Below are 21,459 nucleotides of genomic sequence, written 5' to 3'. Positions count from 1 at the left end.
GATGGTGACATTTCAAAAACATGAACACAGCATGAGAAAGTGGATAGTTATCAGATAATATAGAGGAAAGAAGCATGGTAAGAGACATTACGATCGGACAATATTATAATACCAGATCACCGATTCACGAGCTGGATGCCAGAACAAAACTGGTGCTCACGATCGTATATGCGGTTACGATCTTCTGGTGCAGGGATTTGTGGACTTTTCTTGCTGCAACAGCATTTCTTATTGTGTATGTAGCATTAAGCCGTGTCCCGTTATCTTTTATCTGCCGGGGACTTAAGGTTGTCTGGGCGTTTATATTATTTACAGCATTTTTCAGTCTGTTTAATGGTGATGGAAGGGTTCTGGTCAGCATCTGGAGATTTCATATCACGACCGGCAGCTTAAAGACGACCGGAATTGTAGTATTTCGTTTCGTATATCTGATTATTGGCTCATCGATCATGACATATACAACACTTCCGCTGGCACTTACAGCAGGTTTGGAGAAGCTGTTTGGATTCCTGAAGATCTTCCGTGTTCCGGTATCAGATATGGCCTTGATGCTTTCAATTACGCTTCGTTTTATTCCGATTCTGATGGAAGAATTGGACAAAATTATGAAAGCGCAGCTTTCGCGTGGAGCAGATTTTGAAAATGGAAATGTTTTCAAACGGATACGAAGCTATACCCAGATATTTATTCCGTTATTTGCATCTGCGATCCGACGTGCAACCGATCTGGCATATGCGATGGACGCCAGATGTTATCACGGAAGTGAATGCCGTACTAGCATGAAACCGTTGAGATATAGTAAAAAAGATGCATTTGCATATGGTCTGCTGGTGGTTTATGTGGTAGGATTAATCTTGATGAAGATATATTTATAACAGGGAACCGGGAAAATGAAACGAGTAAAATTGGTGGTAGCCTATGATGGTACAAATTATCATGGCTGGCAGGTACAGGACAATGGAATAACGATAGAGGAAGTGCTGAACCGGACGATCAGCGAACTGGTGCAGGAAGATATCAAGGTGATCGGAGCCAGCAGGACGGATGCAGGCGTACATGCCTGTGGAAATGTGGCAGTATTTGACACTGAATCCCGGATACCGGGGGATAAGTTTTCCTTTGCGTTAAATCAGCGGCTTCCGGACGATATCCGGATTCAGGAATCCTGCGAGGTGGATGCAGACTTTCATCCGAGATATGCAGATACAGTAAAAACCTATGAATATAATATATTGAACCGGCGGTTTGAAATGCCGTCAAAACGGTTATATGCGGCATTTTGCTATTATCCGATGGATATAGAGCGGATGAATCAGGCGGCGGCGTATCTGGTTGGTGAGCATGATTTTAAGAGCTTCTGTTCGGCAGGTGCACAGGTGCAGACGACGGTTCGGACGATCTATGCGGTAAATGTGACGAAAGAGGATGACATGGTTCATATCAGGATCACGGGAAATGGTTTCTTATATAATATGGTAAGGATCATTGCAGGAACTCTGATGCAGGTCGGAACCGGACTGATGGAGCCTGAACGGGTGAAGGAGATCCTGGAAGCGAGAGACCGGAGCAAGGCAGGACCGACCGCAGTTGCGAAAGGCTTGACACTGGTGGAGATCCGATATGAATAAAAGAATCGTTTGTATATGTATGAGTGTGCTTTTATGTCTGACTATTATATGTACGGACACAGGCACAGATGTACATGCCAGATATTATGAAGATAATGACAAATATATAGAACAACGTGTAGCTGACAGGATGAAGAAAATGAGCTGGGAGGAGAAGATAGCCCAGATGATCCTTGTGAAGGTTCCTGCTAAAAATGCAGTTAATATCCAGAAGCAATATCAGTTTGGCGGATATGTTTTGTTTGGGGAAGATTTTGCAAACAGTACTCCTGATACATTACGAAACAGAATTTATGGAATTCAAAAGGCGTCAAAGATTCCGATGTTGATTGCAGTGGATGAAGAAGGCGGAACTGTTGTAAGGGCATCCAGATATCGCCAGTTCCGATCCACGTCATATGCATCACCGAGAGCGGTATTTTCCGCAGGTGGATGGAATGGCATTGTAAAAGACACGAAGAATAAAGCAAAATTTCTGAAAAAGCTTGGAATCAATACAAATCTTGCACCGGTTGCCGATGTTGCATATGATTCAAGTAACTTTATTTACAATAGAAGTTTTTCTACAAATGCAGCGGATACTTCCAGATATATTAATCTTGTGGTGAATAACATGAAACAGGAGGATATGATCAGCTCATTAAAACATTTTCCGGGCTATGGAAATAATGGAGATACGCATACAAACCTGATTCATGATTACCGAAGTTATAACAGTTTTAAAAAACGTGATCTGAAGCCATTTCAGGCGGGAATCCGGTCGGGATGCGATATGATCATGGTAAGCCATAATATTGTACATTGTTTTGATTCTAAAAATCCGGCATCTATATCACCGAAGGTAAACAAATACATTAGAAATACAATGGGATTTAAAGGTGTGATCGTTACGGATTCGTTGTCGATGGCAGGAGTACGGAGCTTTACCGGAAGTGAGGGTGAGAGTGCTGTCAGAGCAGTTCAGGCAGGAGACGATCTTCTCTGCACGGAGCATTACAGAGAAACATATCAGGCATTGCTTCGGGCTTACAAGACAAAGCGGATATCGAAAAAACGGATCAATGCATCTGTCAAAAGAATTCTCATGATGAAATACCGCCGGGGTCTGAACGGAAGATTTGCGGTCAGACGCAGATAGCATATTTGAATGCGAAATGGTAGATGAATGCTGAAAAATAAAAGAAAAACGCCTGAAAAAATAAAGAAAGTTTATTGACACACACGGATGAGTATTGTATAATGTCCAAATGTGTGAAGTTTAAAGATACGGTGTGAACCAATGCCCCGGTAAACAACGTATTTGAGGATATACCATATTAATATTTTAGAAAATAATTTAGGAGGTACCACGATGAAGAGCTTTATGGCAAGCCCATCAACAATAGAAAGAAAGTGGTATGTAGTTGACGCTACAGGACATACTTTAGGACGCTTATCATCAGAGATAGCAAGCATTTTAAGAGGAAAGAATAAGCCAACATTTACACCACATATCGATACAGGTGATTATGTAATAGTAGTAAACGCAGACAAGATCAAGGTTACTGGTAAGAAGATGGATCAGAAGATCTACTACAACCACTCAGATTATGTAGGCGGAATGAAAGAGACTACATTAAAAGAGAAGATGGCTAAGAAGCCAGAGGATGTTATCCGTTTAGCAGTTAAGGGAATGCTTCCAAAGGGACCACTTGGAAGAGACATGATTACAAAGCTTTATGTATACGCTGGACCTGATCATAAGCAGCAGGCTCAGAAGCCAGAAGTTTTAGAGATTAAGTACTAAGAAGGAGGATATCATCAATGGCTAAAACAACTAAGTTCTATGGAACAGGAAGAAGAAAAAGCAGTATCGCCAGAGTTTATATCGCTCCAGGTACTGGTAAGATCACAATCAACAAGAAAGATATGGACGAGTACTTCGGACTTGATACACTGAAAGTTATCGTTAAGCAGCCATTAGTTGCTACAGGTACAGATGGTAAGTTCGACGTTATGGTTAACGTAAAGGGCGGCGGCTTCACAGGTCAGGCCGGTGCTATCAGACATGGTATTTCAAGAGCATTACTTGAGGCTGATTCAGAAGAATACAGACCAATCCTCAAGAAGGCCGGATACCTTACAAGAGATCCTCGTATGAAGGAAAGAAAGAAGTACGGCTTAAAGGCAGCTCGTCGTGCTCCACAGTTCAGCAAGCGATAATTCAAAACACGATTTTTGTCCCATGGATATTGGAAAAATCCAGTATCTATGGGATTTTTTTATTTCTCAGATTCTATAAAATTGTAAGCATTTTCAACGCATGGTTGAATCCCTGCATGAAACTCACTTTTGCGGTTATTGTTTTGTACTTGCAAAGTAAACTATTATAAAATAAAAACGGAGGTATTTATATGCTTGACAGTATTAAAGTTGGAAATTTTATAATGGGAAAACGAAAGAGTCTTGGTATGACGCAACAGCAGTTGGCGGATAAGCTAAAGGTTTCTTTTCAGGCAATTTCAAAATGGGAAAATGGAACAACTTATCCCAATATTGAGATATTAAGAGATTTGGCAATTGTGTTGGATGTGTCTGTTGATGAAATCCTGGCAGGGAGTGAAAGAGATGCGGAAGGGTTATCTTACAGTAAGGCGGGAATTGATATAACCTATACTGATACCATTAAAAGAGAGATGGCAAAACATTTGGATACAAAGGATGACCGCGTTTTAAATGGTCTGGGACCATTTGCTTCTTTATATGATATAAAATTTCAGGAGATTGAAAATCCGGTTCTGGTATTAAAATCTGAAGAACCCGGATCAAAACAAAAACTCGCGATAGAGTATGGATATTCAGAATCTATTTGCCATGATATGGTCAATCACTTAGTAAATGATATTGTGGTTATGGGTGCAAAACCGTTGGCAGTACTTGACACGATTGTTTGTGGAAATGCGGAAGCGGATACAATAAAGACATTGGTTAAGGGTGTTTCAGATGCATGTAAAGAAAATGAATGTTCTCTGGTAGGTGGGGAAACTTCTATTCAGCCATTGGTTGTTGACCCGGGCGTATATGTACTTACTTCAAGTATTGCTGGAATTGTTGAACGATCAAAGGTAATCGATGGTTCCCAGATCAAAGAGGGTGATGCAGTTCTGGCAATTGCATCAAATGGCTTACATACAAATGGATATTCGTTAGTACGGTTATTGATGGACAAAATGCCGCAGATAAAACTGGATAAGATAGATGGTTTAACCTTTATAGAGCAGATTATGAAACCACATACACCATACTACAGATCAATCAAAGATTTATTTGATAAAGATGTTATACATGGCATGGCGCATATCACTGGCGGTGGTATAGAAGGAAATCTGTGCAGGATAATTCCGGAGGGACTGAGTGCAAAGATCGATCTGCCGAAAATAAAGATATTAGACATATTTAAGTATATCAGAAATAATGGGAATATCAGTGACGAAGAAATGCTGCGGACGTTTAATTGTGGTGTAGGCTTTAATATTGTGACGAATCAAAAAGATAAGGCAGCAGTAATGCATCATGTCAGTCGGTTTTATGATTGCTATGAGATAGGAGTTATAGAATCAGGAGACCGCAAAGTAAAATTTGAAAACAGGCTTAACTGGCTGTAGTTCTTGGAAAATACAAATTCATAAAAACCATAAGATTACGTTTGACTTTATTGTGATAAACTGTTACTATGTTATCGTGTTGCGCCAGGAAGGGGCAGGCATATATCTTTTTAATTATATTCAGGAGGAAATAATCATGAAAAAGTTAGTAGCACTGGTTTTAGTAGCAGTAATGGGACTTTCTATGGTTGGCTGTGGAAAGAAAGATTCATCAAATGACTCAAAGAGTGATCTGGAATACGTAAAGGAAAAGGGAACTTTTGTTGTTGGTGTTACAGATTTCGCACCAATGGATTACAAAGACGACTCAGGTAACTGGATTGGATTTGATGCAGACATGGCATCCGCATTTGCTGAGAGCATCGGCGTGAAAGCAGAATTCGTAGAGATAGACTGGGACAACAAGATTATGGAGCTTGATGGTAAGACAATCGACTGTGTATGGAACGGTATGACACTTACAGACGAGGTTACAAGCTCAATGGCATGTTCTGATGCATACTGCAACAATGCACAGGTAGTAATCGTGCCACAGGACAAGGCAGATCAGTACCAGACAGTAGACAGCATTAAGGAACTTACATTTGCTGTAGAAGCAGGAAGTGCCGGAGAAGACCAGGCAAAGGAACTTGGACTTAATTATACAGCAGTTAAGGCACAGTCAGATGCACTTATGGAAGTTGCAGCAGGAACATCTGATGCAGCAATTATCGATTCCCTTATGGCAGCAGCTATGGTAGGAGAAGGCACAGGCTATGCAAATCTTACATATACAGTAGGCCTTAACAGCGAGGAATATGGTGTAGGTTTCAGAAAAGATTCTGATCTTGCAGCAGAGCTTAACAAGTTTTTCAAAGACAGCAAGGCTGATGGATCTATGGAGAAATGTGCAGAGAAGTACAAGGTACAGGCAGCACTTACAGAGTAATTAACAGACTATAAGACGGTTATTTTGATTATTACTTAGAGAGAAAATTATTATGGATTTGTTTTTTGAACAGCTCCCAATTGTACTTGGGGCGCTTAATACAGGATTTATTCAAACTTTAAAATTGTTCTTTGTGACCTTGCTTGGTGCATTTCCACTGGGACTTTTGATAGCATTTGGCTCTATGTCAAAGTTTAAGCCACTCAGCTATCTTATGAAATTTATCGTGTGGATCGTTCGAGGCACACCTCTGATGATCCAGATGCTTATTATCTATTATTTTCCGGGACTTGTATTCCATAACCCGATTTGGGGTGGTGGCGAAGGCGGAAGATTTGTGGCAGCATCGGTATCGTTTATCGTGAATTATGCCTGCTATTTTTCAGAGATATATCGTGGAGGAATTCAGGGAATTCCTGTTGGACAGGAGGAAGCAGGTCTGGTGCTTGGTATGACTCCAAGACAGATATTCTTCAAGGTTAAGCTTCTTCAGATGATAAAGAAGATCGTACCTGCAATGTCCAACGAGATCATTACGCTGGTTAAGGATACATCACTTGCACGTATCATTGCGTTGCAGGAGATTATCTGGGCAGGACAGGCGTTCATGAAAGGTTCACAGGGAATCTCAGGTGCGATATGGCCATTGTTCTTCTGCGCATTCTATTATCTGATCTGGAATGGTGTACTTACTGTTTTACTTGGAAAATTAGAGAAGAAACTGGATTTCTTCAGATAGAGGAGGAGCTGTATGGCGATATTAGAGGTTGAACATATAAAAAAGAAGTTTGGTAAGACCGATGTACTTAAGGATATCAGCTTCTCATTAGAGCAGGGAGAGGTTCTGTCGATCATAGGATCATCAGGAAGCGGTAAAACTACATTGCTTCGCTGCCTGAATTTCCTTGAAATGCCGGATAACGGAATTATCCGTGTAAATAATGAGATCCTTCTCGATACGGATAAGCCGGAGACACTTAAGGAGTCAGAGGTTCGGAAGAAGCGGTTGCACTTTGGACTGGTGTTTCAGTCATTTAATCTGTTCCCACAGTATACAGCACTTCAGAATGTTATGCTGGCAAGAGAGCTTCTGGCAAAGGAAAGACCGGACTATAAGGCAAATAAAAAGAACATACTGGATGAGATAAGAGTACAGGGCGAAGATCTTCTGCGCCAGATGGGACTGGGAGACCGGATGAACAATTATCCACATCAGTTATCAGGCGGTCAGTGTCAGCGAGTTGCGATCGCAAGAGCACTTGCTATGCAACCGGATATCTTGTGTTTTGATGAGCCGACATCAGCTCTTGATCCTGAGCTTACCGGCGAAGTGCTGAAGGTTCTCAGAAATCTTGCAGAGAAAAAGACAACGATGATAATTGTCACTCATGAGATGGCATTTGCAAGAGACGTGGCAAGTCAGGTTATATTCATGGATGATGGATATATACTTGAGCAGGGCAGACCGGAAGAGGTATTTGACAATCCGGAACAGGAACGTACGAAGCAGTTCTTGTCATCATATTCATAATTATTTATTTGACGCACGACAAATGATTTTATATCCTATAAGAGGAATAAGATTTGTCGTGCGTTATTTTTTGTATCAAAATATTACAGGCAGGAAGTATCGCAGGGTAAAGACGATAGATAAAAGATGGGAGCGGTTATTTGTGACCGTGAATAGATGAAAATGAAAAAAATACCACACAAAAAGATCCTGATTCTGATGCTTATAATCATTATTTTGATTCCGTTTTGTCTGTATCAGAATAAGCATCTGGTAATCACTACATATACATATGAATCAGAAAAGCTTGGTGCGGATCTCGATGGATACCGGATCGTACAGATATCGGATCTGCACAATGCTGCATTTGGAAAAGAGAATAAGAAGCTGTTAGAAACCATACGAAGCTGTTCGCCGGATATCATCGTTATTACCGGGGATCTGGTGGACTCCAATCATACAAATGTGGAACATGCGGCAGCATTTGTAGAAGAAGCAGTGAAGGTCGCACCGGTATATTATGTGACCGGTAACCATGAATATTGGCTTGATCCATCGGAAAATGAACAGATGATGCAGGGGATTCTTGCTGCCGGAGCATATGATCTGGATGATGAAGCCGTCCGTATTGAGAAAGGGGATTCCTCTTTCCTGTTAGTAGGGTTAGATGATCAGCACTTAAGTGATGAGACATTAAAGAATCTGCTTCAGGAGCAGAAAAATGAATTATCCATCGTACTTGCACATGAGCCACAGTACCTTCAGAACTATGCAAATGCCGAAGCTGATCTTGTCTTGACCGGACATGCACATGGAGGACAGATCAGACTTCCATTTGTCGGGGGAATCGTTGCACCCGATCAGGGATTTTTACCGGAATACACATCAGGAAAATATAACCGCGCAGATACAGAAATGATAGTCAGCAGGGGACTTGGCAACAGCATAATTCCGGTTCGCCTGTTCAATTATCCGGAGGTTGTGTGCGTAGAGCTTAGATGTAAAAACTAACGATTTATGGAGAAACAATATGCCAAAGCTACTTGTGATTGAAGATGACAGAGAGATCAATCATCTCATCTGTGAATATATGGCGGAAACCGGACAAAGATAAAGAAATATGACGACCGGGAATACATAGAAATCATATGTGTTATCATATAATAGCTATAAGAAAAGATGGTTCAATTAGGGTGTTGGATCTTTGATAGCCTGAGGAGAATTTGTATACATGGATAAATGGTATATCATAATTTCAGGACTGTTGCTTTTACTGGCAGCAGTCCTTTTTATACGTTTGATACAATATAAAAGACAGATGCGGATATTTGCAGCCAAGCTTCAGAAACGCTTGCATGGAGGAGTGGATCAGGAGATCCATGTGGAATATTTTGATCGTGACATCGTAGCTCTTGCAAAAGCGTTAAATGATTATTCGGATCAGATCAAGGAGAGAAACCGTGCGCTGGAGCAGGACAGAACCAGACTGAAAAATGTGATCGCAGGCATTTCTCATGATTTCAGAACACCCCTTACAGCAGTAAAAGGATATCTGCAGTTGATGAAAAAAGGTGGACGCATAGACGACCGGGATATGGAATATCTGGATATCGCGATCGCAAAGACAGAGTATCTCCGTGTGTTGTCGGATGCATTTTTTGAGGTATCTTATGCAGAGGCAAAGGATGAAGCCATTGACATCAGGAATATAGATGTGGCAAGAACTTTGACAGCACTTGTGCTGGAGCAGTATGAATGGATTCAGGAGTCCGGGATTCAGGCAGCATTTGACATACCGGAAAGTGTAGTCTGGGTTCAGAGCAACGAGAAAGTGCTGAACCGGATATTTACAAATTTCTTTTCTAATGCCAGAAAATATGCGGATACCAGAATCAGCGTCTGCTTACAACAGGATGCGGACGGAGTATCCATTACATTCACGAATGACATAGAGGCTGACAATGAGATCGATATCGACCATGTATTTGACGCCTTCTACCGTGGCAATTCCCGCCGGGAGGAAGGCGCAGGACTTGGTTTATATGTTGTAAAATGCCTGGCCGATAAGCTGGGGCATGTGGTTTCAGCAGAGGTAAAAGATAAGCAGTTTTCGGTAATGCTGCGAATAAAGTGAGTTTTTATACCCTTGCAAATGAAGGCAGGATATGCTATCCTAATCGTACAATTCTATGAGTTGATATTGAAAGGATTAAGATTATGTTCTGGAAAATGACAAATCTACAACTGAAAAAAGGTTATACATGTGTTCCTTACGGGGATAGTGCGCCTTTTTTTAGAACAAGTCATATATCAGAACAATGATATAAAACGTAATAAAAAAGTACACTATCTCCTTATCCATTTAAGAAAAATAGATAAGGAGATTTTTTTATGAACACAATTAGAAAACAAATAGGATATTTATACACATCATCCGTCCTTGGAAATTTATCTTTAACAGGGGCTTGGGTGGCAATATTGGCTGCCAGAGGATATAGTTTGGTCGAAATAGGTTTTGTGGAAACGGTCTTTCATGTAACCAGCATTATTTTTGAGATACCGTCAGGAATATTTGCGGATGTATTTGGAAGAAAAAATATGTTGATTGTGAGCAGTATTTTACGAATGATTGCAAATGTTGTTATGATCGCATCAGGGAATTTGTTTACGATATGTCTGTCTATTGCACTTCATGCGATGAGTTACAATTTTTCATCAGGATCGGGAGATGCTTTAGCATATGATTCTTTAAAAATCTATGGAGAAGAATCCTATTATGCAAAATATGAATCAGATCAGTTGAGTATATACCGTTTGTGTAATGGAATATCAACTTTGTGTGCAGGATTTGCGTTATACATTGGTTATAGAGCCGCATATGGAACGGATATTTTAATGTGTCTGGTTCAGATATTTGTTTTAAATAGAATATGGGAACATAGAGAACACAGGGATCATAAGGCAAATACAATTGTCCGTGCATTGGTTGACTGCTGGTGGGAAAGTATTCAGTTTCTAAAGGATGCAAGGAGAGCAATAGTTTTGATGTTGGTAAATTCGCTGGTAGGAGCAGGGGATATTTTACTGTTATTTTTCTTACAGGCTAAGCTGCCGGAGAGTGGAATCCCAAATGCCTTGCTTGGAATGGCACTCTTTATTATGGAACTTGGAGGAATCCTTGGAGCAAGGGTGATTCTGTTGTGTGATCGTTTACGGTACAGAACAGTATTTGTATTAACCGGATTCCTTGTTCTTCTTGGTATAGCAGTGGAACATTCTGGTAATTATGTGATTATGACATTAGGTGGATTTATTGCGGCATTTAGTGATGATGCATTACAGGTAAGAACAAATACGATACTTCAGAATATGTTCCCTTCGGAACAGAGGGCAACATTGATCTCTATGGAATCTTTTACATTTTCCATGATCATGATCGTGTTGTCACCGCTTACAGGTATTCTATTTTCATGGTGGTAATTGTAACACCTGTATATTTGTCATATAAGAAATAACGCCTGTCATGTGATTTCCAACCTGTTCAAAATCTATCAAAAAACTATCTTTTTCCCATAAAAGTGAAAAGCATGTTATAATAAACACATGATTGTTTGTATGTAAAATAATAGTTTTGTGGTGTATAGAGTAGTAAAGATGAGAGGGAGGATCACCCGTGACAGTGGATGATATCAGAGAGAGAATTAAGAAAAAAGATATAGAACTGTATGTACAGGAATTACTACAGTTTGAGAATACATTTGATGGATTCAAAAAGGCGATCGAACCTCTGGCTGAGCGGCTTAAGATCGGCAGGGTAGCGGGACATTTGCACATTGAGGCAAATATCAAATCTGTACAGGATGAAGATCGTCATGATGTATTCTATGCCGGGGATGGCTTGTATTCCGAGAAAGGCAAATATCAGAAGACATTTCAAGCGGTAGAAAACGGATATTGTGAGCTTACGGCATTCCCATATGAAAATGTAGAATGGAGCGAGGAAGAAAAAGAAGATATAGCTCTTCTCCTTGAGGTTTTATATCTTCATGTGACGAGATCCAGACTGATCCGTAAGACAAGAGAATATTCGTATTGTAATCTGATCACGATGCTCCCTAACAGTGCAGGCTTTGTCAGGATCATACAGCAGCATTTGCAGGATCAGACGATCTGTCAGTACAACGGCTTTTATTTTAACCTGAAAAGCTTTGGACTGCTCAGCTATAAGTATGGTGGTGCAGAAGGTGATCTGATGATCAAGCGTTATGCAGTCGCTGTCAGAAAATGGCTGGCAGAGGACGAGACACTGGCGCATCTGGGCGGAGATAATTTCATGGCGCTGGTCAAGAAAAGCAGAACGGCAGAGTTCCTTCATCTTCTGGAAAAGGTTGAGGTAACAGCAAAGTATATGGGACGGGTCGTTCCGGTATATATAGCGGCAGCGGCAGGTGCCTATGAGATAACGGCAAAGGACAGAGATCCCGGAAATATTATGAATGGTTTGTCGATTGCCGTCAGTTATGCCAGACAGCACAAGCTTCCGTATGCGTTTTTAACGGACAAGATGCTGGAAGAAACAGTAGATGTTCAGCGGATGGAACAGATGCTTCCTGAGGCGTTGGAGAAACGGGAATTTCAGGTGTATTATCAGCCGAAGGTTGATATCCGGACAGGTCAGATCGTAGGTACAGAGGCACTTGCAAGATGGATTCATAACGGAGAAGTGATACAACCATTTCGGTTTATTCCGACCATGGAGAGGAATGGATTTATCATTCATCTGGATCTGTATATTCTGAAGCGGGTCTGTGAGGCTATAAATGAATGGATTGAGAAAGGGTATAAGCTTGTTCCGATATCTGTGAATATATCGAGAAATGATATTTCCGGGGTTGGGCATGATCCACGGATGTTGGCGGAACGAATTATAAGGATCATAAAAGAGTATGATATTGATCCAAAGTATATCATCATAGAAGTAACAGAGACGACAGAAGCGAGTGAACAGAAGGATCTGTATGACTTTATCAAGAATATGTCAGAAGCAGGTATTGCGACATCAATTGATGACTTTGGTACAGGCTGTTCGACCTTGAGTGTTCTTCGGGATTTCCCGGTAAACGAGATTAAGATCGATCGGTCATTTATCAATCATGAGGCATTTTCAACACAGGATCAGATCATTATTAAGAGTATCATTCAGATGGCAAGACAGTTGAATCTGAATGTCATAACCGAGGGAGTTGAGACGGAGGAGCAGGCAAGATTTCTTCTGGAACTTGGCTGTAACCATGCACAGGGCTATCTGTATGATAAACCATTAGAACAGAGTGCATTTGAAAGCAGGCTGTCAGTGGGAGGATATGATCGAAAGATATAGAAGATAATGAGCATTATATATGATACAAACGGACTGGGACATTTGTATAAGGCCGGAAAGCAGTCTGAAGGTATCGGATTTCAAATAATATAAGGAGAAAACAGAAAATGGGATTTTTAACAGGTAAAACAGTTATTGTCACAGGTGGAGGACGTGCCGTATTAAGTGATGGCAGATGTGGTTCGATCGGTTACGGTATCGCTACAGCATATGCAAAAGAAGGCGCAAATGTCGTGATCACAGGACGAAATGTGAAGAAGTTGGAAGATGCAAAGGAAGAACTGGAACGCTTATATGGTATAAAGGTTCTGGCTGTTGCAGCAGATGTATCTGCCGGTGCGGATAATGAGGCAGTTGTTGCAAATGTTGTAAAGCAGACGATCGATACATTTGGCAGTATCGACGTATTGGTTAATAATGCACAGGCATCGGCATCCGGTGTTCCGCTTGCTGACCATACAACAGATCAGTTTAATCTGGCATTATATTCCGGACTGTATGCAACCTTCTATTATATGAAAGCGTGCTATCCATATCTGAAAGAGAGCAAGGGATCCGTTATCAACTTTGCATCCGGTGCAGGACTGTTCGGTAACTTTGGACAGTGTGCGTATGCAGCAGCAAAAGAAGGAATTCGTGGACTTACAAGAGTTGCAGCAACAGAATGGGCAAAGGATGGCGTAAATGTAAATATCATCTGCCCGCTTGCATGGACAGCACAGTTAGAACAGTTCAAGAATGCATATCCGGATGCATTTGACAAGAATGTTCATACACCTCCGATGGGTCATTTCGGTGATTCAGAGCTTGAGATCGGACGTGTATGTGTACAGCTTGCATCCCCTGATTTCAAATATATGACAGGAGAGACGATCACTCTGGAAGGCGGACTTGGACAGAGACCATAGTCTTAGGTATTAACGGAAAATCTTTAGATCATTCAATAAGAAAAAAATGATAATAAAACCGGAAAAAGCTACTTGACAGTGCGGAACAGTTGAAATATACTTTGAATAACGTGTTGATGAGAACAGTACTGAACGAAGAATCTACAGAGAGAGATACATTTGGTGGAAGTATCTTAGAGGAGTCATTCAGGAAGACCAGCTCTGAGCGGCCCTAATCCGGTCCGGTGATTCCGTTATCATCATGAATGAGATATTTCCACAGGAAATAAAAAGGGTGGAACCGCGATATAAGAATTATAATCGCCCCTTGTATAGATGAAAAAACGTCTGTACAGGGGCGTTTTTTGTGCAATAGACAAAGAAACAGAAGGATTCCTGTACAAATAATTATCGGACATTGTACCATTGGGTGGGATGTCAGTTCAGGTAAAAGAAAGGAAATAAGAAAATGGTAGATTTTAAAGCAGACGAGAGATTAAATACGCTCAATCATTCCTGCGCCCATGTTATGGCACAGGCCGTAAAGCATTTGTATCCACATGCAAAGTTCTGGGTTGGACCGGTTGTAAAAGAAGGTTTCTATTATGATATCGACCTTGGCGATGATGTTGTAAACGATGATGTGATCGCAGCTATCGAAAAAGAAATGAAGAAGATCTGTAAAGAGAGCAAGAAGATTTACAGACGTGAGGTTACAAAGGCAGAAGCACTTGAAATGTTCAAGGATGATTTCTACAAGCTGGATCTGATCGAAGGCTTAGAGGATGGAAATATTACAGTTTACGATCAGGGAGATTTCACAGATCTCTGTCGCGGACCACACGTTGATAACACAAAATTATGCAAGAACTTCAAGTTAGTAAAATATTCCGGTGTATACTGGAAGGGTGATGCCAAGAACCATGTAATGCAGAGAATCTATGGTGTATGCTTCCCTACAGCAGAAGAACTGGAAGAACATCTGAAGTTATTAGAGGAAGCAAAAGACCGTGACCACAGAAAGATCGGTAAAGAGATGAATCTGTTCATGTCAGATGATCTGGTTGGACGTGGACTTCCTATGTTCCTTCCAAAGGGTTATATCGTATGGCAGGAGCTTGAAAATTATATCAAGAACAAGGAAAGAAAGCTTGGCTACCGTCATGTTATGACTCCTTGTGTTGGTACGGTAAATCTTTACAAGACATCCGGTCACTGGGATCATTACAAAGACAATATGTTCCCTGCAATGGAAGTTGAGGGTGAGTCTTTCGTGCTTCGTCCAATGAACTGCCCGCATCATATGATGATCTATGCAAACAAAATGCATTCCTATAAAGATCTTCCGATCCGTATTGGCGAGATTGCACATGATTTCCGTTTCGAAGCCAGTGGTACTTTAAAGGGAATCGAGAGAGGCAGACATTTTTGTCAGAACGATGCCCATCTGTTTGTAACACCGGAGCAGATCGAATCTGAATTCAAGCAGGTTGTTGACTTGATCTTCGACACCTATAAGGATTTCAATATCACAGATTATCGTTGTGTTCTGTCCTTAAGAGATCCTGAGGATAAGGTGAAATATCATGATGACGATGAGATGTGGAATACAGCGGAGGACGCACTCCGTAAAGTATTGGATGATATCGGTATCGAATACACAGAAGAGATCGGTGAAGCAGCATTCTATGGTCCAAAGCTTGATGTAAATGTTAAGCCGGCGATCGGAAATGAATATACATTATCTACATGCCAGCTTGACTTCTGTCTTCCTGCAAAATTCAACCTGACATATATTGATAAGGATGGTACAAAGAAGACTCCTGTCGTTCTTCACAGAGCAATCCTTGGTTCCTTAGATCGTTTCATGGCATACATTCTGGAGGAGACAAAGGGAAATCTGCCACTTTGGTTAGCACCGGTACAGGCCAGAATCCTTCCTGTAAAGAATGAAGATGAGGAATTAAATGCATATGCACATGAGCTGTATGATTTCTTAGATGATAACAACATCCGTGTCGAGATCGATGAACGTGCAGAGAAGCTTGGCTATCGTGTAAGAGCTGCTCAGGTTGAGAAGGTTCCGTATCTGATCATCCTTGGTAAGAATGAGGTAAATGATAAGACTGTCAGCTACAGACTTCATGGTGAGCAGAAGACAACAACTGTTCCTATGGATGAATTTCTTGCAATGCTTCAGGATGAGATCAAGACCAAGAAGTTAAATCCTGCCGCATCCAAGTAATACAGAGTACAAATAAGGATAAGCCGTCGGAAGCAGATTTCCGGTGGCAGATCCTTCAAAATATCATCTTTCAAAATATCAGAAACCGGCACTTGATGTATGGGTAACCGCATGCTATAATGTATCAATACTTTTTGCACTGCATATCAATCTACAGTACAAACTGAGCAGGCGGTGGGATGACCACAGGGCCGGGCCACACAGGGTGGCAGCAGATAAAGAATGAATTTATGATCTGCGGGACAGTAGTTACTATTTGTTCCGCAGGTTTTTTATTATTCCGGCTACAGCCGGTCAGAGATAATTCTATTGATCTGATGGAAAGATTATTAATTGCGTTGCATAAAGTTATCTTATATATGCGGAGGTAACTATTATGGCACAAGAAAATCAGGATTCTAAGAAAAGGGCAGCGGTCGGTAAGATGACCGGTTTCATAGGGGTATTGTGTAACCTGCTGTTGGCAGGCAGCAAGCTTGTGATCGGAAAGTTGGCCGCATCTACATCAATTACTGCAGATGGATTGAACAATCTGTCGGATGCAGCAAGCTCCATTGTAACATTACTCGGATTTAAGCTGGCAGAGAAGCCGGCAGACAAAGAACATCCATACGGACATGCGAGATTTGAATATCTGGCAAGTCTGGTTGTGGCTGCTATGATCCTTGTGATCGGATTTGAATTGGCAAAGACATCGGTACTCAAGCTGATCCATCCGGCATCGATCGAATTTTCCATGCTGATGATCATTGTGCTGATCGGTTCGATCCTGGTAAAACTCTGGATGATGTTCTTTTATCGTAAGATGGGAGATAAGATTCAGTCAAATACCTTATTTGCTGCAGCCGCAGACAGCAGAAATGATGTGCTGACAACAGCTGCGGTTCTTGCCGCAACAGTTGTAGAACATATCAGCGGATGGAAAATAGATGGCCTTATGGGTGGGCTGGTATCTGTTTTTATCATTGTAAGTGGAATTTCGCTTGCAAAGGATACAATCTCTCCGCTTCTTGGAGAAGGTGCAAATACCGGTTTGCGGGAACAGCTTATTGGATATATAAGTAGCTGTCCGTTGGTACTTGGCTGCCATGACCTGTTGGTACATGATTATGGTCCGGGCAGACAGTATGCAAGTATTCATGTAGAGATCGATAAGAAGATCGATCCAATGGTGTGTCATGATGAGATTGACCGCATCGAACGGGAATGCCTGAACCGATTTGGTGTGCATATGGTCATTCATTACGATCCGGTTATCACAGATGATGCAGAGCTTGATCAGATACACCATCAGGTACTTACTATCCTGCAGCAAATAGATACAGAAATAACAATCCATGATTTCCGCGTACACACTCATGAGGGAAAGAAAGAACTTGTTTTTGATATGGTTGTTCCATCGGAATGGCAGGGGCAGGAAAAGAATATCGTGCGGGAGCTGACGGAACGGTTGCAAAAAGAAAACAAAGAGACATATTTGACAAAAATTACATTTGACCTTGAGGACAGGGCGTAGTTCATTAACAGAATAGTTTACGCTGGGTGAATATTGGAAGACAGGGAACAAATGAGACAATTATAAAGATAATGGGGAAGTATATATGTCCGGGCAGAAGAATCAAAAGGGAAAATACAGAAATTATATATTGGCCATAACAGGACTGGCAGTTTTTAATTTTTTATTTCTGGGAACGGAATATTTCTTTGATGATCGGATGGCGGAACTGGTACCTGCAGGTCGAGTCGTATGGGCACAGAGCATTATTCTTACAGTCAGTGTAGCAGGATTTCTGGTCTATCCGATTTTGAAACACTATCAGGAAAACCGACAAGGAATGGTCATGCAGATTATTTTAGGAGTGATCTGTATGTTAAGTATTTGGATGATGACAGGTAACAGATCGGAACGGAGTTTGTTGATCTGGGGTTGCGTGTTCTTTTTGTTTGCGGGTATGTATGGCAGTAAGGTGCATGATCAGGCAGCGAATATCCTGAAAAACAGCAATCATATGGCATTGATGGTTGGAACCGCTTATGCGGCAGGTCTGTTGCTTCAGTTTGTAAATAATAATCTGATCACAGACAATCGGATTCAGGTATCTATGCTACTGATATTTGTTGTGATCTTTGTAATACTTGTGGATTGTTTTAAGATAGAGGATGAGGCGGAAGTGCAGAATAATGCTTCGATCCATCCGGGACTTACCTGTGGAGCACTGGTTTGTTGTGTCCTTTTAATGACATTCATATTTGCGGCTCTGGATAACATTGTTACTTACTATCATGCAAAGGGTGCGATCGATGTAGGTGAATGGCCGAGGCTTCTGCTGGCTTTAAGTGGAATCCTTGCGGGAATTTTATTTGATCTGAAGAAACGCAGATATATGAGTCTGGTCATGTACTGTGTGACGGTCTTATCCGTGCTCTGTATCTTATTGATCGGTATAGGTGGCTCGATCCTTGCGGGACTGCTTGTGTTCTATCCGGCAGCAGGATTTTTCGTTGTGTTCTTCACAACCGGTTTTATGGAAGTATCTTATTATACGCGAGTCCCTGCATTATGGGCAGGATTCGGCAGAGCTATTAACAATATCGGAGCCGGTATCGTCGGCTTTATCTCAACCATGCTGCCGTATGCCATGTCGGTAAATGCAGATGAAAATGTAAGCGGCGAGGGATTATCTCCGATGCTTTTTGCGAGTATCGTGATCCTTATTTTATTTGTGATGATCAGTATAGCGATGTTCATTTACAGTAGTCAGCTTCGCGTGAATATCATAGAGGAACGATTTGAACGTAAGGAAGATATGGATGGGCTTACGGTGGAAGTTGCATCTGCAACAACGGGTTCTGTATTTGATTCGGTTTCAGGAAAACACGACATTGAATCGGAAAATGTGATAAAAGGGTCGGACGGTACAGACGCTGTTGATTATTTTGCCCGATTTGCAGAGAAATATCGTCTGACAGACAGAGAGCAGGAAGTGTTAAGAGAACTTCTGGAATCGGATGAAAGTGTGCAGGATATTGCAGGAAAGCTGTATATTTCAAGGACTGCGCTCTATAAACATATCTCATCGCTGAATGAAAAGACAGATACAAGGTCAAGGATCGGCTTGATCCAGTTCTATTATGCGTGGAGAAACCGATAAAGGTATAAATGCGTCTGACGATTGGAATAGGACTGGATTCAAGCCTATATGATGATCAATCCTGGAAGATGTGAGTCCTGTTAATAAAAACTTGCTTTTGAGTGGATTTATGTGACGATATTGCGGTAAAAATATAAAAAAGAACAAATGTAAACTTATAAATCGCCAGTTTATCAGATATACTTCATGGCATAGTATAACCATGAAAGGAGGAAATGGGTATGAAACATTTCAAAAAGGTATCTCTGATGCTGGCGGTTTTGTGCATGTGGGTTGGATGCGTGATGACAGCACAGGCAGCAAATGGACCAAATACAGGAGAGTATAGTGCAGCGTATATCAATATTTATGATCGGGGCGGAACGAATACAAATCATTTTGTATATGTTACAGGTTCACAAAAAGCAGAGACTGTAAAAGGGGCAGTTTATGATAAGAAGACGAATACCTTAACGCTTACGAATTATAAACACCCAATGATGTCAATCGAGGCAAATGAGATGGGGGATGACTTCAAGATCAAGCTGGTGGGTGATAACCAGATCAAGAGTCTTATTGTATGGGGCTATGGTTATGGCGGATCTGTTGAGATTCTTGGTGATGGTACTCTGACGATTAATAAGAACAAGGAAAAAAATTGTGGAATTACCATGCAGCCGGAGGGTACAAAAGCCGTTCTCAAGGTAAGCGGAAAGGCAGTTGTAGATGTCTACGCCGGAACGGATAAGATGCCGTTTTATGTAAACTCGATATCAGAGAAATATAAAAACTGTGTCGATGCAGACACAGACAAAACTTTAAAGACGGAGGCGGCATATACAGACCGGTATATTATGCATCATGTTGTATGTCTGAGTGATGAGCCTTCTGTATTTGAGGTGTACATGAAGGATGGAGATGCGAATTCTAAATATGCGATAGACATGTATGATACCAGCTATTATATCTATAAACTGATCTACTGCAAATCTTTGAATCTCTATTATGCACATGAGATCGAACATGGATATTCCGCATTTAACCCATCGAACATGGGCTATTACAAAACCTTGGAGGAGATATCAGCATATACCTATAAGAGTAAATCCTCAGGTGAGCAGGAATACATCGAAGATAAGACCGGTAAGAAATGCATATTTGAGCTTGATATTAAGAATGGTGTGATATCTTATGTAAAAAGTGACCTGATCAGCATAGGATCGATCACTGATTCAAACGGAGAAGCAGCAGACTGGTATATCGGTCAGCCTTCTTCCGACAATGTAATTCTTACACAGGATGAATGGTATAATCTCGGCAAAGAGGGAAGCGGATATACAGCATCCTATGTAAGAGAGCCGATCAAGGGATATGTGAACATATATGTATCAGGAACATCCTATCATCTGACAGCAAAGAAAACGACAGGATGCAAGCATAAGGAGCAGGCTCAGAGTGTAAAGAAGAAAGCAACCTTTAGTGCTGATGGAAAGCTTGTAACGAAATGCAAGTCCTGTGGCGAGACTTTATCTACAAAGAAGATCAATAAGATCAGCAGTGTAAAGCTTAGCAAGAGCATTTATACATATGATAAGAAAGCGAAGAAGCCAACTGTCACGGTAAAGGACAGCAAGGGTAAAAAACTGAAAAACGGTACGGACTATACAGTGACCTATGCAAGTGGAAGGAAATCGATCGGAAGCTATAAAGTCACGGTTCAGTTAAAGGGTAAGAAATATAGTGGCAAGAAGACATGGACATTTCGTATCGCACCTGCCGGAACAACGGTCAAATCCGTAAAGGCAGGAAAGGCAAAGGTTACGGTCAACTGGAAGCAGCAGACGAAGAACACCAGTGGCTATATCATTCAGTGTTCTACCAATAAGTCATTTAAAGGCTCGATCCTGACAACAGTATCTTCCAATAAGGCAAAGAGTAAACAGATTACAAAGTTAAGTACAAAGAAACAGTACTATGTGCGGATCTGTACTTATAAGAATGTGAAGAAGAATGGAAAGACAACAAAAATCTGTTCAGACTGGAGCAATGCGATGACAGTAAAAACAAAATAAATTCATGAAGCGTAAATGCGGCATGGAAGGATTC

The 21,459-nt window shown here is 41.1% G+C and carries 18 protein-coding genes and 1 riboswitch; all 18 genes read left to right on the top strand.

The window, feature by feature from the left end; all coding sequences use genetic code 11:
* The first annotated feature begins 74 nt into the window (after positions 1–74).
* The 18 genes from CLOL250_RS11585 to CLOL250_RS11495 all read left to right on the top strand — a co-directional run bounded on the left by CLOL250_RS11585 (position 75) and on the right by CLOL250_RS11495 (position 21,425).
* Positions 75–875, top strand: coding sequence for an energy-coupling factor transporter transmembrane component T family protein (locus CLOL250_RS11585; protein WP_008402712.1), 801 nt, complete (start codon positions 75–77; stop codon positions 873–875).
* A 15-nt stretch (positions 876–890) separates the two neighbouring features.
* A complete protein-coding gene (truA, locus tag CLOL250_RS11580; protein WP_008402711.1) occupies positions 891–1,628 on the top strand; it encodes a tRNA pseudouridine(38-40) synthase TruA in 738 nt (245 codons plus the stop codon).
* Positions 1,621–2,766 (top strand): glycoside hydrolase family 3 protein, encoded by a 1,146-nt coding sequence (locus tag CLOL250_RS11575; RefSeq protein WP_008402710.1) that lies wholly within the window; start codon positions 1,621–1,623, stop codon positions 2,764–2,766. The genes truA and CLOL250_RS11575 overlap by 8 nt, the downstream gene beginning before the upstream one ends.
* Before the next feature lie 213 nt (positions 2,767–2,979).
* Positions 2,980–3,414: a 50S ribosomal protein L13 gene (rplM, locus tag CLOL250_RS11570; RefSeq protein WP_008402709.1), complete on the top strand. Its 435-nt coding sequence runs from the start codon at positions 2,980–2,982 to the stop codon at positions 3,412–3,414.
* Positions 3,415–3,431: 17 nt separating this feature from the next.
* Positions 3,432–3,830, top strand: a complete 399-nt coding sequence (rpsI, locus tag CLOL250_RS11565; RefSeq protein ID WP_008402708.1) for a 30S ribosomal protein S9 — start codon at positions 3,432–3,434, stop codon at positions 3,828–3,830.
* A gap of 191 nt (positions 3,831–4,021) precedes the next feature.
* Positions 4,022–5,272: a phosphoribosylformylglycinamidine cyclo-ligase gene (purM, locus tag CLOL250_RS11560; RefSeq protein ID WP_008402707.1), complete on the top strand. Its 1,251-nt coding sequence runs from the start codon at positions 4,022–4,024 to the stop codon at positions 5,270–5,272.
* A gap of 136 nt (positions 5,273–5,408) precedes the next feature.
* Positions 5,409–6,200: a transporter substrate-binding domain-containing protein gene (locus CLOL250_RS11555; RefSeq protein ID WP_274922288.1), complete on the top strand. Its 792-nt coding sequence runs from the start codon at positions 5,409–5,411 to the stop codon at positions 6,198–6,200.
* 52 nt (positions 6,201–6,252) lie between these two features.
* Positions 6,253–6,939, top strand: a complete 687-nt coding sequence (locus CLOL250_RS11550) for an amino acid ABC transporter permease (RefSeq protein ID WP_008402705.1) — start codon at positions 6,253–6,255, stop codon at positions 6,937–6,939.
* A gap of 12 nt (positions 6,940–6,951) precedes the next feature.
* On the top strand, positions 6,952–7,731 hold the full coding sequence (locus tag CLOL250_RS11545) for an amino acid ABC transporter ATP-binding protein (RefSeq protein ID WP_008402704.1): 780 nt from the start codon (positions 6,952–6,954) through the stop codon (positions 7,729–7,731).
* Positions 7,732–7,893: 162 nt separating this feature from the next.
* Positions 7,894–8,721: a metallophosphoesterase gene (locus CLOL250_RS11540; RefSeq protein ID WP_274922287.1), complete on the top strand. Its 828-nt coding sequence runs from the start codon at positions 7,894–7,896 to the stop codon at positions 8,719–8,721.
* Between the two features lie 220 nt (positions 8,722–8,941).
* The gene (locus tag CLOL250_RS11535; RefSeq protein ID WP_008402701.1) at positions 8,942–9,844 is read left to right on the top strand and encodes a sensor histidine kinase; all 903 of its coding nucleotides are present in this window, start codon (positions 8,942–8,944) and stop codon (positions 9,842–9,844) included.
* Between the two features lie 257 nt (positions 9,845–10,101).
* Positions 10,102–11,190, top strand: coding sequence for an MFS transporter (locus tag CLOL250_RS11530; protein ID WP_008402700.1), 1,089 nt, complete (start codon positions 10,102–10,104; stop codon positions 11,188–11,190).
* Between the two features lie 193 nt (positions 11,191–11,383).
* The gene (locus CLOL250_RS11525; RefSeq protein WP_008402697.1) at positions 11,384–13,090 is read left to right on the top strand and encodes a putative bifunctional diguanylate cyclase/phosphodiesterase; all 1,707 of its coding nucleotides are present in this window, start codon (positions 11,384–11,386) and stop codon (positions 13,088–13,090) included.
* A 107-nt stretch (positions 13,091–13,197) separates the two neighbouring features.
* Positions 13,198–13,998, top strand: coding sequence for an SDR family NAD(P)-dependent oxidoreductase (locus CLOL250_RS11520; protein WP_008402696.1), 801 nt, complete (start codon positions 13,198–13,200; stop codon positions 13,996–13,998).
* A 448-nt stretch (positions 13,999–14,446) separates the two neighbouring features.
* Positions 14,447–16,222: a threonine--tRNA ligase gene (gene thrS, locus CLOL250_RS11515; protein WP_008402695.1), complete on the top strand. Its 1,776-nt coding sequence runs from the start codon at positions 14,447–14,449 to the stop codon at positions 16,220–16,222.
* A 153-nt stretch (positions 16,223–16,375) separates the two neighbouring features.
* Positions 16,376–16,470: riboswitch (NiCo riboswitch) on the top strand.
* A gap of 128 nt (positions 16,471–16,598) precedes the next feature.
* Positions 16,599–17,738 (top strand): cation diffusion facilitator family transporter, encoded by a 1,140-nt coding sequence (locus CLOL250_RS11505; RefSeq protein ID WP_008402692.1) that lies wholly within the window; start codon positions 16,599–16,601, stop codon positions 17,736–17,738.
* A gap of 85 nt (positions 17,739–17,823) precedes the next feature.
* Entirely contained in the window at positions 17,824–19,374 is a 1,551-nt protein-coding gene (locus CLOL250_RS11500) for a response regulator transcription factor (protein ID WP_008402691.1), read from the top strand.
* Positions 19,375–19,595: 221 nt separating this feature from the next.
* Positions 19,596–21,425, top strand: coding sequence for a fibronectin type III domain-containing protein (locus CLOL250_RS11495; RefSeq protein ID WP_044946083.1), 1,830 nt, complete (start codon positions 19,596–19,598; stop codon positions 21,423–21,425).
* The last annotated feature ends 34 nt before the right edge of the window (positions 21,426–21,459 follow it).

The sequence above is a fragment of the Clostridium sp. L2-50 genome, assembly GCF_000154245.1.
Taxonomy (GTDB): Bacteria; Bacillota; Clostridia; order Lachnospirales; family Lachnospiraceae; genus Coprococcus.
Note: the sequence above shows the minus strand (reverse complement) of the source record. Positions and strands in the feature narration are given on the sequence as shown.